14 protein-coding genes and 1 tRNA gene are annotated in these 13,991 nt (G+C 57.0%); 6 read left to right on the top strand and 9 right to left on the bottom strand.

Annotated features, from left to right (window positions below; genetic code table 11):
• Nucleotides 1–98: 98 nt before the first annotated feature.
• On the top strand, nt 99–965 hold the full coding sequence (locus OLX77_RS00870; protein WP_307631691.1) for a YihY/virulence factor BrkB family protein: 867 nt from the start codon (nt 99–101) through the stop codon (nt 963–965).
• A 150-nt stretch (nt 966–1,115) separates the two neighbouring features.
• Here OLX77_RS00870 and OLX77_RS00865 read toward each other — a convergent pair whose 3' ends face one another.
• Complete coding sequence (locus tag OLX77_RS00865) at nt 1,116–1,331, bottom strand: dodecin family protein (protein WP_307631690.1); 216 nt, start codon at nt 1,329–1,331, stop codon at nt 1,116–1,118.
• Nucleotides 1,332–1,534: 203 nt separating this feature from the next.
• Here OLX77_RS00865 and OLX77_RS00860 point away from each other — a divergent pair, with 203 nt between their 5' ends.
• Nucleotides 1,535–2,698: an amidohydrolase family protein gene (locus OLX77_RS00860; RefSeq protein WP_307631689.1), complete on the top strand. Its 1,164-nt coding sequence runs from the start codon at nt 1,535–1,537 to the stop codon at nt 2,696–2,698.
• A 62-nt stretch (nt 2,699–2,760) separates the two neighbouring features.
• Here OLX77_RS00860 and OLX77_RS00855 read toward each other — a convergent pair whose 3' ends face one another.
• The 3 genes from OLX77_RS00855 to OLX77_RS00845 form a co-directional block, all read right to left on the bottom strand.
• Complete coding sequence (locus OLX77_RS00855; protein WP_307631688.1) at nt 2,761–3,303, bottom strand: pyrimidine dimer DNA glycosylase/endonuclease V; 543 nt, start codon at nt 3,301–3,303, stop codon at nt 2,761–2,763.
• Nucleotides 3,287–4,003: a hypothetical protein gene (locus OLX77_RS00850; RefSeq protein WP_307631687.1), complete on the bottom strand. Its 717-nt coding sequence runs from the start codon at nt 4,001–4,003 to the stop codon at nt 3,287–3,289. The genes OLX77_RS00855 and OLX77_RS00850 overlap by 17 nt, the downstream gene beginning before the upstream one ends.
• 364 nt (nt 4,004–4,367) lie before the next feature.
• Nucleotides 4,368–4,442 (bottom strand) — tRNA-Cys (locus OLX77_RS00845).
• 54 nt (nt 4,443–4,496) lie between these two features.
• On the opposite strand from OLX77_RS00845, the gene rnc reads away from it, so the two are divergent.
• Together rnc and OLX77_RS00835 are read left to right on the top strand one after the other, a co-directional pair.
• Nucleotides 4,497–5,393 (top strand): ribonuclease III, encoded by an 897-nt coding sequence (rnc, locus tag OLX77_RS00840; protein ID WP_307631686.1) that lies wholly within the window; start codon nt 4,497–4,499, stop codon nt 5,391–5,393.
• 3 nt (nt 5,394–5,396) lie between these two features.
• The gene (locus tag OLX77_RS00835) at nt 5,397–6,449 is read left to right on the top strand and encodes an elongator complex protein 3 (RefSeq protein ID WP_307631685.1); all 1,053 of its coding nucleotides are present in this window, start codon (nt 5,397–5,399) and stop codon (nt 6,447–6,449) included.
• Between the two features lie 542 nt (nt 6,450–6,991).
• Here the strand turns inward: OLX77_RS00835 and OLX77_RS00830 are convergent.
• Genes OLX77_RS00830 through OLX77_RS00810 form a run of 5 tightly spaced genes read right to left on the bottom strand, consistent with a single transcriptional unit; the run spans nt 6,992 to nt 10,925 of the window.
• Nucleotides 6,992–7,195, bottom strand: a complete 204-nt coding sequence (locus OLX77_RS00830) for a uracil-DNA glycosylase (RefSeq protein WP_307631684.1) — start codon at nt 7,193–7,195, stop codon at nt 6,992–6,994.
• Nucleotides 7,196–7,200: 5 nt separating this feature from the next.
• Nucleotides 7,201–7,872, bottom strand: a complete 672-nt coding sequence (locus tag OLX77_RS00825; protein ID WP_307631683.1) for an ATPase — start codon at nt 7,870–7,872, stop codon at nt 7,201–7,203.
• Complete coding sequence (locus OLX77_RS00820; protein ID WP_307631682.1) at nt 7,869–8,648, bottom strand: hypothetical protein; 780 nt, start codon at nt 8,646–8,648, stop codon at nt 7,869–7,871. Before OLX77_RS00820 ends, OLX77_RS00825 begins: the two co-directional genes overlap by 4 nt.
• Before the next feature lie 10 nt (nt 8,649–8,658).
• The gene (locus OLX77_RS00815) at nt 8,659–9,735 is read right to left on the bottom strand and encodes an LptF/LptG family permease (RefSeq protein WP_307631681.1); all 1,077 of its coding nucleotides are present in this window, start codon (nt 9,733–9,735) and stop codon (nt 8,659–8,661) included.
• A complete protein-coding gene (locus OLX77_RS00810) occupies nt 9,732–10,925 on the bottom strand; it encodes an LptF/LptG family permease (protein ID WP_307631680.1) in 1,194 nt (397 codons plus the stop codon). The genes OLX77_RS00815 and OLX77_RS00810 overlap by 4 nt, the downstream gene beginning before the upstream one ends.
• Nucleotides 10,926–11,266: 341 nt before the next feature.
• On the opposite strand from OLX77_RS00810, the gene OLX77_RS00805 reads away from it, so the two are divergent.
• Nucleotides 11,267–12,814: an ASKHA domain-containing protein gene (locus OLX77_RS00805; RefSeq protein ID WP_307631679.1), complete on the top strand. Its 1,548-nt coding sequence runs from the start codon at nt 11,267–11,269 to the stop codon at nt 12,812–12,814.
• A 61-nt stretch (nt 12,815–12,875) separates the two neighbouring features.
• The gene (locus OLX77_RS00800; protein ID WP_307631678.1) at nt 12,876–13,958 is read left to right on the top strand and encodes a DHH family phosphoesterase; all 1,083 of its coding nucleotides are present in this window, start codon (nt 12,876–12,878) and stop codon (nt 13,956–13,958) included.
• Nucleotides 13,959–13,991 lie beyond the last annotated feature (33 nt).

The raw sequence follows: 13,991 nt of genomic DNA, 5'->3' as shown, positions 1-13,991 counted from the left end.
TAGTTGAATCGGTGGAAAATCTTTGAATTTTCAAGCGGTTATTATAGAATGAACCGCACCAGGAGGTTCACTCCATCTCTCCTGGTTACCGGAGGTATATGAAAAAGGTTCTGCTTGCATCGTTAAAGGCCTGGCTCGATCACCGTGGTGCCAGCAAGGGTGCGGCCCTGGCCTTTTACGCCCTGTTTTCCATGACCCCCATCCTGATGCTGGCCATCGCGGTGGCCGGCTATTTTTTTGGCACCAAGGCAGCCCAGGGCGAAATCATCGCCCAGCTTCCGGTCACGGTCGGGCCCAATGGCGCGCGGGCGATTCAGGCCTTGCTGGCCGCGGCGCGCGATCCCGTTTCCGGCAAGTTTGCCAGCCTCGTGGCCGGTGTGCTCTTGCTGGTTACCGCCACCAGCGTCTTTGCCGAGCTGAAGGACAGCCTGGATGAGATCTGGGGTGCCCCGCCGACGCACCATCCCATATTCCTCAGCCTCCTGCGCACCAGACTGCTCGCCTTTGGCCTGGTGCTGATTCTCGCGTTCATGCTCCTTGCTTCCCTGGTTTGCGGCGCAGCCTTGTCCGTGCTTGCCAGCACCGTGGGGGGGATGTGGAACAGCTCCGCCCCGGTCTTTTTCTTCTTTACCTCGCTCCTTTCCTTCGGGATCACCGCCTCTCTGTTCGCGGTGATCTACAAGATGCTGCCGGAGTCGCCCCCTTCCTGGCGGGATGTCTGGGTCGGGGCCGTGGTCACCTCGGGATTGTTCTCGCTTGGCAAATATGCGGTGGGCTTGTATCTGAGCAAGAGCGGGGTGGCTTCCAGCTTCGGCGCGGCCGGCTCCTTGATCGCCCTGCTGCTCTGGGTTTATTTCTCGGCGCAGATCTTCTTTCTCGGCGCCGAATTTACCCGGCAGTATGCCTTGACCTTTGGCAGCCTCAAGGACGAGGGCGTCGATGTGGAAAAAGAGCCAGGGGAATGAGCGGGGCTGGATAAGCTATGGGCGAGACAAGAAGTCGGCAAGGGCTGGAGTCGTTATGCTTATGGTGACCAACCCATAAGTCAGTGCCGACCCCAGGTCTGCCCTTGGCCGTTCCCGGCATCCCGGGAAGATCATTGTGCGCAAGGCGGGTCAGTCGGAAACGATCTTGAAAGAAACTTTCACCCTCGCCCGAAAAGTAGTTTCTTTGCCATCCTCGCCAATTTTCATATCCAGAGTGACAACCTCCGCAATGCGCAGATCGCGCAGGGTCAGCCCTGCGGATTTGACGGCGTTCTTGGTCGCCTCTTCCCAGGAAACCGGGCTTGATCCGACCAGTTCGATGATTTTGTAAACACTCTCAGTCATGGTATTCTCCTTGTTTAAGGTTCGGGGGGAACTTCCCTGAATACGCCTGCTTGTGAACGTTACTCGGTCTAATCTCGGTACATTGGCCAAAAATCTGGGTTTGCGGTTCTGGAAACTGGTCGGCGATGCCGAACCATTGCAATATTGTATCGTGTCGGGGTGGAAAACTGAAAGTGAAATGTATAAGAAAGGAAACAATCGTCATGGCTGCAACACGATTCATAGTGGCGGGAAGCTTTATCGACGGCAGCGGCGCCCCGGTGCGCCGGAATGTCTTTTTGGAAGTTACGGACACCATTATTACCGGAATCGGCTCCGCCACAGACCTTCCCCGTAATGGCGGAGCTGCAATCGATGACTTCTCGCACTGCATCATTTTGCCGCCGCTGGTTGATTGCAGCCTCTCCCTGTCACGATCGCCCTCGGTGGACAGTACCGTGCGGCTCTCCTCGGCAGAGGGTGATTTGGCCCAAAAAGCGATCATGGTGGCGCGGCATCTCCGCGACTGCCATGCCCACGGAGTTCTGGGGGTGGCCGACAGCGATGGTACTGACTCGGTGGCACTGTCGCAAGCGGGGATGGCAGAGGGGGGCATTATCGAGATCCGTTCCTCCGGTCCTCTCTGCCCGAGCGAGGATTTCGTCAAGGTCGCTTATTCCGCGAATATCGAAGACGAGGAGGGACCGGATCCTCGGCTGAGCTATGAAGATCTTTGCCGCATTCTCCAGGAGAAAGGCGGAAGAAAGGCGGTGGTGGTGGCCAATGGCAGGCAGCAGGTGGCGGAGGCGCTTGCGGCGGGGTGCGATGCCATCGAACAGGGCTACGACATGGGCGAGGACAATCTGAGAAAAATGGCGGAGAAGGGTGTGCTGTGGATTCCCAGCGTAGTGCGGGCCAAGAACGGTTTGGACGGCGCGAGCTCCGGCGGCTCTGTATGCTGCCGTTTCTCCACCCGCTATGTGGCGCCGGGAAAGCCGCTCCCCGGCGCGGAGGATTTTTGGAAAAAGACCCTCGCCAACCAATTGGCGCAACTGCGTCTGGCTGGAAAATTTGGGGTGAAAACGGCGGTGGGCACCGGGGCCGGGAGTGTCGGCATCCTCCATGGCGAGTCGCTGGGTGAGGAGGTGAAATTGTTTCTCAAAGCTGGTTATTCACTGGAGGAGGCCATCCGCTGCGCTTCGGAAAATGGGGCGAGATTCTTCGGCATGGAGAAGCTGGGGACGCTTACGGTCGGGCGGCAGGCAACATTCCTGATTGCCAGGGGCACGCTGCAACAGCTGCCGAGAAAGCTCTCTTATTTGGAAGGTATCTATGTTGACGGTGCACCCAGCAACGCGTATCGCAAGAATCCGGTTAAGACGGGGTGATTCTTTCGTATTTGCAATGTTGCCCCGCCAGAAAATCAGGCTCCGGCCCCTGTTTCTGCCCATCAAATAACTTCCCAATTTTCAACATTGCCACGAACCTTAGTAAATAACGGGTGAACTCTTATTCTTTTGGAACCGCGCATACTTTCATGCAAGCCTGGATCTCTGAACTTAAGTTTGTTTAACAGGTGATTGAATTCGTAATCAACCTGCCCGCTAGTAACAATAATTTTACTGTTTATCCTTTTGTTTGGAATCTTACTCTTGTCGAAGTTGTATCCTCTGCTCTCGGCTTCCTCTGCAATTGCCCTCAAGTAGCTCGCAATAGCACCAACCGGATTTGAGGTGCTTTTAAACCGAACCAATTGTGGATGGTTTTTGTATCCGACTGTTTTGCCTTCCAGTACGTTTTTGGCAAGCAGGGCTTCTCTCCAAAGGGCAACAAGGCCTTTCGAGTCTAGATAGCTTGGATTAATCGACCAGAGCCTCATTTCATTTCTTCCGCAACGCTTCGCTTGAGGGGCGCGGCCAATGAACTTGACCGCGTCAGCGCCGCATAAGTTTACCGCGTCCCTCTCTAAGCGTTTGTTATCTGATGACGTCATTATTATTTGCAAACATTCTTAGGGCTTTTAACATGCCACTGTATTTTTGATTGTAGGCATCTTTATAATTTTGAGTAAAATTATCAATTTCATTCTCGGACGGAACCATCCAGTAAAAGTAGAGATGCTTTGAGTCTCTTTGATTTTTAACAACTCTATTAAATGGCGGGGCGTCACTTGCTTCAACTAAAGTAAAAAGGTTGTTGTCTTGATTATGGTTAACAATGCGACATTGCCCCGGTTCCAATTTTGGTTTTCCTACTTCATTATCTAAATATGCCTCTAGGTAAGCATTCCCAAGCATGAGGTTTTTTTCTATTCCAACAAAATTTGCTCTTTCATGATAATCGAACTGTCCAAAAGAGATTGATGCTGTAAGCATAAAATTATCAGCTATCATCCGTTTTGAAATACTTTCTATTATTTCAAGAAGGTGTCCCAGAGCAATCACTTGATTTCGAGGGTTTTCAATATCCTGTCCATTGCATCGTGAAAACAGTACGCCACAGTCAGAAATAAAAATCCCATCAACTCTGTTAGGATTTATCCTGTTTGTTTCTGAGCCTAAAACATCGTAGCCAATTTGATAGAATCTACTCAAAGCCTTGTACGCATCCTCTCTGTTCTTCATCAAAGCTTTAAAGCCAGATATATCGACAAAGGCGACAAATGTTTCTCCGTGATAATCGTCTATCGGCATATCTTTCTCCAAAATTGATTAGGCAGATAACAATAATATTATCGAGCTAGCTCGAGTTGTTTTTTTCGGCTCGATTTTTGGCCCTTTAATTGATTTTTCTGGGCAATTTCTGGGTATTTTTTGCTTAAATAGCTACCTATCCACCCCGTATGGGGGTGTTATCGAGCGAGCTATATAATTCCGGCTAAAAATAGTCGGGATGTTATCTGTCTACCTGACAAATAGGAGCAATACAAGGGTTTATTGTTTCAAGACGGTGGGTTAGGGCGGAAAAGTAGACCTGTGTTTTTGCTTGGGTGGGGGAGGGGGATTTTCAGACAAAAAAAGGGCCAGCCGTAACTGGCTGACCCTTTTGGATGTTTAATGGAGGCGGCGAGCGGATTTGAACCGCTGAATAATGGTTTTGCAGACCACTGCCTTACCACTTGGCTACGCCGCCTTTTTGGTGGGGGCAATCTTAAACGCAGATCGTTTTTTTGACAAGGGAAAATGTGTGTTCCGCGCTGCCCTGCGGCAGGCAAGGAAAAAAGGGGGAAAGCCATGCGCCGGAGCGGCTGATCCGTTGCCCTTTTTCGGCGGTTGCGGTATGGTGTTTCGTTGCCGCAAGGGCCAGCGCCCTTACCGATTACTCTTAGCCATTGCCCTAGATATCGTGACCATCAATTCCCTTACGCAAACACCGCAACCAGACCTGTACCTGCTTGAGGAAAGTCTCGGCTACGCGTTCCGTGACCGCGTCCATCTTCAGATAGCGATGGTCCACAGCTCTTACGCCTTTGAGCAGGGGCGGCAGGGCCAGAAGGACAACGAGACCCTGGAGTTTTTAGGGGACGCGGTGCTCGATCTCACCGTCGGCTACGCGCTTTTTCACCATTTCCCGGAGATGCAGGAGGGGGATCTCACCAGGCTGCGGTCGGCTCTGGTCAACGAGCGACACCTGGCCCGGATGGCAAAAGATCTCGATCTGGGCAGATTTCTCCTGCTGGGCAAGGGTGAAGAGGCCAATCTCGGCCGGGAAAAGGCCTCCATCCTTTCCTGTGCCTTTGAAGCGGTGGCCGGGGCCATTTTTCTCGATGGTGGCTATGAGGCCGCCGCCGGATTTGTTGAGCGTCATTTTATTCCCTGGTTTGACGACCGCCAGCAGAGCATGTTCCTCGCCGATGCCAAGAGTTCGCTCCAAGAGCTTTTGCAGGAGCGGTTCAACGAAGGCCCCCGCTATGTCTTGGAGGGGGATGAAGGGCCGGATCATAACAAAACCTTCCATGTCTCGGTCCGTTTCCGGGAGGAAATTCTTGGCCGGGGCAGCGCCCGCAGCAAGAAGGAAGCGGAGCAGGAAGCTGCGGCCATGGCGCTCAAGAATCTCGCCAAGCCCGGGCAGGGCACCAAGTGAGCCGTGGTTTCAGAGCGTGCTTCTTCTAACGTCATGCCATCTCCCTTTGTCATCCCCATCTTCATTGCCCATCAGGGTTGTCCCCATCAATGCCTCTTCTGTAACCAGCGCAGTATCACCGGTGCCGCCGAGGGGATGGTCGGTGGCCGCGAGGTGGCGGAGACCATCCGCACCCAGCTTGCCTGGCCCCGCCGCCATCCCGAGGCCCCGGTGCAGGTCGCCTTTTACGGGGGCAGCTTCACCGGCCTTGCCATGGATCGGCAGCGGGAATTGCTCGGCGCGGCCCAGCCCTTTCTGGCCTCGGGACAGGTTCGGGAACTGAGGCTTTCCACCCGCCCGGATTACATAACCCCGGAAATCGCCGGATTCTTGAAAGAGCAGGGAGTCGGTATCGTGGAGTTGGGCGCCCAGTCGCTGGATGACCGGGTGCTCGCGGCCAGCGGCCGGGGCCATAGCGCGGCCCAGGTCGGCATTGCGGTTGCCTGTCTGAAAGAGGCAGGGATCCGGGTGGGGCTGCAGCTCATGCTCGGATTGCCCGGCGACAGTACGACAACGGCCTTGGCCAGCGCCAGACACGCTGCGGCATTGCGCCCGGATATGGTCCGGCTCTACCCCTGCCTGGTGATCTCCGGCAGTCCCTTGGCGGAACTCTACCGCAAGGGGGAGTATCGCCCCTTGTCTCTGTTGCAGGGGGTGGCCCTGGGTGGTCGGCTCTGGTCTATTTTTACGGCGCAGGGGATTCCGGTGGTGCGCATGGGGTTGCAGCCTTCTGCATCATTGGAAGAAACGATGCTTGCCGGCCCTTACCATCCGGCCTTTGGCGAGTTGGTGCTTTCCCGGCTCTTCTTCAACCAGCTCCGCGCCGCGCTTGGAGCCCGGCCGCGCCACCAATCCCACCGATTGTCGCTTGCCAAGGCGGACGAGTCCATCTACCGGGGCAAGGGCAACGCCAATGTCAAACGGCTTGTCGCCTTGGGACTGCTTGAGGGGGTGGAAACGGTGTTTAGTGCAGACCAGCTGCGGCAGAGTGTGGTTCTTATTTCTGTTGATTCGTAACATCTCTGAGTCACAACCATTCCCACCATTCTGAGAAATCGAGGGTATTCCTTTGTTCATTTCTTTGCGGAACTTTATGCCCTTCAGGGTACAAAGAAACGAACCAGCAGCGAAGCGGCGAAGAAAGGGCACCCTGTGTCCCTTGTCCCGCCGTGGGCGGGATGCCCTGTGCTCCTCGATGCTGCTGTGGCTTTGCAAACTCGCTTCGCTCAGACAGTGCAAATCCCTTTTCGGCAGCCTCTCCGGTGCTCGGCTGCGTGCCAATGGGAATTTATTTATTCTCCCCATTTGTCCTGCCGAGCCTCGCAGACGGGGGCGGAAAAGACGCAGAAGGTAAGCGAAGACTCCGACTGTCTGAGGGCGAAGCCCGAGTTTTTCTGCGTCCCGCCATCGTCGAGAAGTGAGGGGAGCCCGCAGGGCCAGGACTGGCTGGGGTGCCTTTTTCTTGTTTCTTCTTTTGGGCACGCAAAAGAAGAAAAAGGGAACAGCAGAAAGGTTCATTCAGAAATGCTGGGAAGATGGCATCACGTCAATATGTTCTTTTACTTATGCTCGGTTTGCGTCCGCCGGTTTTTCGCGGAAAAAACCTGGCAATGGATGCCGGAGCTGGCAAACACCACCATTGAGGGATACTGCAGGGATTTGAAGCCCAAGGCCCTGCAGCCGTATGGACGCGATGCTTCGTGGGTGATGTAGAAGTGGAGGCAGGCCAGGCAGTTTGGCCGCTCTGATGCGGGTGTAGGCACCGGTTTTACCTCGGCTCGGAGTCGGAGGAGGGTGTTGCCGCGCTCGCCTCCAAGCCGCGCAGGAGTACGAAGCGGCCCAGCGGCGTGACCTGGCAGGGAAAGCTCCCCATAAAAAGTGGGTTGTCGCAGAGCCCGCCGGAGAGGTAGAGCTTGGCCGGGGAACCGGCGAAGCGGTAGGCATTGATGGCGATTCCCTTGACAAAGCGGGCCACCGCCTCGGCCACCGGGACCCCGGAGATCACCGCGTCAAAGATATCGCTCATCCCCAAGACCCCGCAGGTCACGGAAAAGGTCTGCTCCGGGACCTGGAGGTGAGCATAGTCCAAGTCATAATACCGCTCCAGCAGCTCGATGGTGAAGCCCATCGATGCCCCGCATTCCGCGTTCCACCCCATGTCCGCCAGCTTGCCGTTCTGATACTTGATAAACTTGATGTCGCGGCTGCCGCAGTCGAGCAGCACGTATTCTTCATCTCTGATCAGGGTCTCGCCGCCCCTGGCCAGGGCAATCAGCTCGTTGATATAGCGGTCGGCAAAGCGCTTTCCGTTGTGGCCGGTGGCGAGATCCACCCGCAGGCCCTTGGGCAGTTCCTTGGTGGCCATGATGGTCGGCCCACCATTCGGTGCCGCGAGATCAAGAAATTTGCAGTAGGAGGTGCCGAAATCGCCCAGGATCATGGGTGCACCCCGGAAAGCTCGAGAAAGGCCTGGACCTTGGCCCGGGCACTGCTGCTGGTGTGCACATCCACATCCAGATAGAGGGCGTGGGGGTGTTTTTTCGCCAGATAGCGGGCCAGGGCGGTTTTGGCGCAAAAGGACTGGGCGAAGAAAACCGTGGGCACCTGGGGGTTGTACAGCGCTTCCAGCTCGTGATCGGCCGGGGTCTTGTTTTCCATGCAGCGGGCCCAGCCGTAGATGTGGGTGGTTGCCGGAAAGAGATCGAGGATCGAGAAATCCCTGGGCGGCACCCCCCAGAAAGCGGCGGTGGGCAGACAGGGCTGCATCGGTTTGTCGTAGGGGGCTGCGGATTTGACCCCTGCGGTAATGGCCACCATCCGGGCGGTGAGGGGCAGGCATGCCTGGCAGAGCGGGGTGCCGTAGGCAACACTGTCCATATTCTTGGTGGAGATCACCGGAATGGGTAACGCCTCGGCCAGGATCGTTGCCGTGTGCAGGGCGCAATCGCACTTGCCCGGGCCGGTGTCCACATAGATGGCATCGAGTTCAAGGTGCAGGGCGTTGACCACGGCGGTGCGGAGGATGGCGCAGTAAACCCGGGGGAGAAAAGGGCTGGCGGTCTCGAGATCTTCGCGGACCAAGGGCTCGTCCAGGTCGTGGATGACGAGGCCATGTTCGTTCGCCGTCCGGATCACGGCCAGGGGCGGGATGCCGATGATGCCGATCTTCCGGAAGCGGCTAAGGATGGCGGCTAATGGTGCTGAATCGTGGGCCATGTCGCGGGGGTTACTGGTTGTGTTTTTTTAAGAGGAAACAGCCGAGGCCGATGGTCAGCACATGGATGGACCAGGAGGCGATGCCCGGCGGCAGTACGGCGGTCGTGGCCAGGGACTGGGTGGCGCTCCAGCCGCCCCAGGCGGCAAAGGCCAAGCCGCAACTGACCGGGATGGCCAGCGCCAGATCGCGGCCCCTGGTTTTATGCACGGAGAGCAGCACCGGGATTCCCAGAAGGAGCAGGGGAATGCCCAGGAAGGCATAGGAGAGACGGCGGTGGAATTCCACCAGCGCCTCATGGTTGGAAGCCTTGCTGTCCCTGGCCTGCCGCAGCAGCTTGGTGTAGGAAAGCTCCTCGATTTTGTATGGCGGCACAAAGAACTCCTCCGGCGCTTCGGCAAAGCCGTGGGAGAGCGTTTTAAAAAGAGAGACGGAAAAGCCCCCCTTGTCGTTGCGTTGTTTTTGCTGGCCGTTTTTGAGCAGCCAATTGCCACTCTCCCAGCTGGCGCTGTCGGCGGTGAGCATGGTGATCAAGCCGTGTTCGGCATCAAAGGCGGTAAAGGAGAAGTTGCGGAACTCGTTTTTGTTCGGGTTGGGACGGACAAAGGAATAAATCCCTTCCGTGCCCCGGAAATAGGTGCGGCCATCGCGAATGATCCCCCTGGGGATTTCACGTTTGACCTCCTCGTACCAGATGCGGTTGGTCGCGGCGGTGGTGGGGGGAAGCAGCCATTGGCCGATGGCCAGGGTGAGCAGGGTGAAAAGAGCCGCCGCGACCAGCAGTGGGCGGATGATGCGGAGAACGCTGATCCCGCTGGCCATGAGGGCCATGAATTCAAGATGCTGATTGAGGATGCCCAGGGTGATGATGCCGGCCAGCAGGAGACAGACCGGGATGAGCTGCATGTACATGAAGGGCAGCTTGAGCAGCAGGAACTGGATCGCCAGGCCGATGGTCTTTTTTGCTTCCAGGAAGTTGTCCAGCCGCTCGAAAAAATCGACGAGCAGATAGATGGCGATCAGGGAGCAGATGACCAGCACCAGGTTCTTGGCGAACTGGGCCATGAGGTAGCGATCCAGCAGCTTCATGGCAGTTTCCCTCCGATTTTGCTTCCCGGCAGTCTGGCCAGCAGGGCCAGGGCCGGCCCGCTCAGGCGGGTGAGGAAGAGGGGGACGCTCTCTTTGGCCACCTGCCGGGTGAGCATGACGGTGAAAAAAGCCATCAGGATGTTGGACAGCCAGAGACCGAGGGCGACCGGGAGATGGCCGCTTTCGGCAATGGCCCGACCGGCGGTGAACAGCACATAGTAGAGGACGAAAAACAGCAGGCCCAGCGGCACCCCCACCGGCCTGCGGCCGGGCCGGGCCAGCATGGCCAGGGGCAGACCCAGAATGGTCAGGATGAAGCCGCCCGCCGGCATGGCCATGCGGACATGGTACTCCATGAGCATGCCCATGCCGATAACGCTTTTTGCCCCATGGCGAGTCACCTGTTCCAGGAGCTGCGCCTGGCTCAGGCCGTTTTTCCCCACCTCGCTCAGGGAGGTGCCGGCGATTTCGGTGGGTGCCTTGATGGGCAGGTTGACCTGGTAGCGGTCAAAGCGGATGGTCTGAGTGATATTTTCGTTGGCCCGGTGCAGGGTGCCGTCCGCCAGGGAGAGAGTGAGCAGCATCTTCTCCGGCTGGGCGGTGAGGGTGCCGGTTTTGGCGACGATGGTCATGGGGGTATCACCGTGCCGCATGTCGGAGACATAGACCCCTTGCCATTGTCTGGTTTGTGGATCAACCGCATCGATATACAAGACAACATTGGCCAGTCCTTCGCTGAACTGCCCGGGCTGCACGCCCTGATCGATTTTTTCCTTTGCCATCTGGATAAAAAGCGTTTTCATGGCCAGGGTGCCCTGGGGAATCAGGGTGACCGCGGAAAAATAAGTGAGCAGGGAGGTGGCGAGCGCGATGACGAAAACCGGCGGCAGCAGACGAACCAGGCCGATGCCGTTGGCCTTGAGGGCCATGATCTCATTGTCGTTCACCATCCTGGTTACGGCGACAATGACCGCGGTCATGCTGGCCATGGGAATGGAAAAGAGCATCAGGTTGGGGAGCATGTAGGCGCAGAGGCGGAGGAAGTCGCCGGAGCCGACGCCGAAGTCGAAGATCATGTTCAGCAGGGGGACAAGCTTGCCGAGAAAGAGGATGGCATTGATGATGAGAAAGCTCGCGAAAAACGGGGCCAGGATCTCGGTGGCGATGTAAGTATAGAGCAATAAGGGCATGTTATAACTGTCCTGCAGCAGCGCTCTGCTTCGCAGTCTCGCTGTGCTCGCTTGGCTGTTATCGGTTTAAACGCACCGATGTATAGCGCTTAGGCCTCTGTCGCGCCTCTGCGGCAGCAGCGAAGTGGCGCTGCTGAACAGTTACAGCTCTGAGGCTATTCGTAATTTTCGACCCTGATCTGGCTCTTTACCATTGCCCATCCTGAACGTCAAGCCTGTCGCTGTTCTGATGTGCTCGGGGCTGCCCGGTCCATTTTTTTAGGGACTTTTCCCGGCAGGAGGCATAGTATATCGGGCATGATACAGAAGCCCATGAAGAATCTTTTCGGAGTTGCCCGGTTATGCTGAACGCCTTGGTGCATACCATTCCCGTGGCCGCGCTCCCTCCCAGTCTTGGCGATAATACCGGCGATCTCGATCGCTTGAAAAAGGCGCTGGCCCCGCATCTAAACGGGGCAATACCGGTGGTGCCCTATCATCGTTTGGCCAAGGTGGCCGGCCGCTTCCGCGCCGCCGGCTTTCAGGGGAGTGCGATTATTAATGTGCTCCCCGGCCCTCCGGTGCTGGTTGATTTTCTCCCCCAGCCGGTGGTGATTCTGGCCGGGATGGCCCTCGATCTGGGGACCACCCATCTCGAAGCAACCCTGCTTGATCTGGGTACCGGCGCAATCCTGGCTCGAGCAGACCTGGAAAATGGCCAGATCCGCTACGGGGCCGATATCCTCACCCGAATCCATCATGCAGCCAAAGACGAGGGGCTGGCCGAGCTGCACCGGGCAATAATCGACTCGGTCAATCAGCTGGCCGCGGAGCTTGCCGGGGCGGCCGGTCTGGCGGTGGCCGAGATCCGGGCCCTTTCCGTGTCCGGCAATACCAGTATGGTTCATTTTTTTCTCAAGATCAATCCCTACCATCTCTGCCGCGAGCCATACATTCCCATGGTCAACGCTCCGGATCCCTGTCTGGCCGGAGAATTGAACCTGGCCATCCACCCGGCCGCGCCGGTTTGGCTTTTGCCCAGCGTGGGCAGCTATTTCGGCGGGGATCTGATCTCCGGCGTGCTGGCGAGCGGGTTGGACCAGCAGACGGAGACCTGCATGCTCATTGATGTGGGTACCAATGCCGAGGTCATTGTCGGCAACCGGGAGTGGCTCATCGCCTGTGCCGGCGCTGCAGGCCCGGCCCTGGAAGGCGGCGTGGCCCGGATGGGGATGCGGGCGGGCCCCGGCGCCATCGAGCATGTGCGGATCGATCCGGACAGCGGCGAGATCCGGTATGAAACCATCGGCAAGGGCAAGCCCAAGGGGCTCTGCGGTTCCGGGCTCATCGATCTGGTGGCGGAGCTCTATCTGACCCGGCAGATCGATATCCGGGGCAAGTTCCGGCCCCAGGCTGACGGCGATCGCTTGATTCCGGGGAGCGACGGCTACCAGTTCGTGGTGGTTCCGGGCAAGGATTCGGCGGATGGCCAGCCCGTGGTGCTGGGGCAGGTGGATCTCGATGCCCTCATGCGTTCCAAGGCGGCCATGTATGCCATCCTCACCACCCTGACCAACCAGGTGGGGGTCGCTTTTGTTGATCTGCACCGGATCTATGTGGCCGGCGCTTTTGGCCGCCATATCTCGCCGAGGCAGGCCATTGTTTTGGGAATGCTGCCCGATCTGCCCCTTGCCACCTATGAACCGGTGGGCAACAGCTCCTTGGCCGGAGCCCAGCGGATCCTGCTGGAAAGCGCGGCGCGGCAACGGTGCCTGGAACTGGTGAAAAAGATCACCTACATCGAGTTGAACGTCAACCAGGAGTTCATGCTGCGTTTTTCCGGCTCCCGCTTTATTCCCCACACCGAGCATGCGCTCTTCCCTTCGGTCCCGTTCTTTGACGGGGAATAGTTTGCGAAGGGCAATTTGAAATTTATCTTTGCATGTGGTATAGGGCATCGGTTGTTTGGCGATGCACAGATCTGGGCGGACGGTTTTCGGTCTGCTTTTCATGGGCGGCGGGGATGATGGCGTGGGCATGAACGGAAAGATTGAGGTTCCTAAAAAACCGATATCCAATAAAAAGAAGACCGCCAAGGATCGCTTGCTGGAGTTCTGGGGTCTTTTTAGTAAGGAGGATGAGGTTTTGGTGGTGATCAATGCCGACCCGGACGCCATTGCCAGCGCCATGGCGGTGAAGCGTCTGCTCCGCTACCGGGTCAAAAGCGTCACCATCGCCTATCCCAACGAAATCCGCCGGCTCAACAACGTGGTTATGGTGGATCTCTTGAAGATCCCCATGGAGCGTTTGCATACGGTCAAGATCGGGAGTTTCAGCAAGAAGGTGATGCTCGATTCCCAGCCCAGTCATCTGCCCTGTTTCGAGAATATCACCTTTGACGTGGTCATTGACCACCATCCCGCCACCAAGGGGTGGGTGGCTCCTTTTGTCGATATCCGCAAGGATTTTGGCGCCACCGCTTCCATGCTTGTCGAGTACCTGCGGGCCGCAAATCTGAAGCCCTCGGTGGCCTTGGCCACCGCCCTTTTTTATGCGATCAAGGTGGATACCCGGAATTTTGAAAAAAAGGCCACCTTGGCGGACGCCATCTCCTTCCGCTATCTCTTCAATATCGCCAATCCAAACTTGGTCCGCAAGATAGAGCAATCTTCCTTCCGACGTTCGGAGCTGAATTATTTTAAGACCGCCCTCAACGAAATGAAGGTGAGCAAGCAGCGGCTCTATGCCCATCTTGGTCGGGTTCCCAGCCCGGATATGCTGGTGCTTATCGCCGATTTCCTCAATCAGGTCCATGAGGTCGCCTGGGTTTTTGTTTCCGGCATGCACAACGATAAGCTGGTGGTCATCTTCCGTTGTGACGGCTACAAGAAAAATGCCGGCCGGCTGGCGGAGAAGATGTTTAATGCGATCGGTTCCGCGGGAGGACACCGGGAAGCGGCCAGAGCCGAGGTGCCGCTCCGTAATCTCCCTGTGGAGATGCAGGATTTCTCTACCAAGACCCTGATGCGCCTCACCACCAAACATCTGCTGTAACCTCTCCTCGCCTGTCCGCTTTGGTGCGATGGG

Origin of the sequence: Thiovibrio frasassiensis (assembly GCF_029607905.1) — a bacterium.
Lineage (GTDB): Bacteria > Desulfobacterota > Desulfobulbia > Desulfobulbales > Desulfurivibrionaceae > Thiovibrio > Thiovibrio frasassiensis.
The sequence above is the reverse complement of the archived record's forward strand: the minus strand, read 5'-3'. Positions and strand labels throughout refer to the sequence as shown.

Excerpts from the sequence above, each read along its gene's own strand:
- OLX77_RS00870 (WP_307631691.1), top strand. The coding sequence starts at position 99 with ATGAAAAAGGTTCTGCTTGCATCGTTAAAGGCCTGGCTCGATCACCGT.
- OLX77_RS00865 (WP_307631690.1), bottom strand. The coding sequence starts at position 1,331 with ATGACTGAGAGTGTTTACAAAATCATCGAACTGGTCGGATCAAGCCCG.
- OLX77_RS00860 (WP_307631689.1), top strand. The coding sequence starts at position 1,535 with ATGGCTGCAACACGATTCATAGTGGCGGGAAGCTTTATCGACGGCAGC.
- OLX77_RS00855 (WP_307631688.1), bottom strand. The coding sequence starts at position 3,303 with ATGACGTCATCAGATAACAAACGCTTAGAGAGGGACGCGGTAAACTTA.
- OLX77_RS00850 (WP_307631687.1), bottom strand. The coding sequence starts at position 4,003 with ATGCCGATAGACGATTATCACGGAGAAACATTTGTCGCCTTTGTCGAT.
- OLX77_RS00825 (WP_307631683.1), bottom strand. The coding sequence starts at position 7,872 with ATGATCCTGGGCGATTTCGGCACCTCCTACTGCAAATTTCTTGATCTC.
- OLX77_RS00820 (WP_307631682.1), bottom strand. The coding sequence starts at position 8,648 with ATGGCCCACGATTCAGCACCATTAGCCGCCATCCTTAGCCGCTTCCGG.
- OLX77_RS00815 (WP_307631681.1), bottom strand. The coding sequence starts at position 9,735 with ATGAAGCTGCTGGATCGCTACCTCATGGCCCAGTTCGCCAAGAACCTG.
- OLX77_RS00810 (WP_307631680.1), bottom strand. The coding sequence starts at position 10,925 with ATGCCCTTATTGCTCTATACTTACATCGCCACCGAGATCCTGGCCCCG.
- OLX77_RS00805 (WP_307631679.1), top strand. The coding sequence starts at position 11,267 with ATGCTGAACGCCTTGGTGCATACCATTCCCGTGGCCGCGCTCCCTCCC.
- OLX77_RS00800 (WP_307631678.1), top strand. The coding sequence starts at position 12,876 with ATGCACAGATCTGGGCGGACGGTTTTCGGTCTGCTTTTCATGGGCGGC.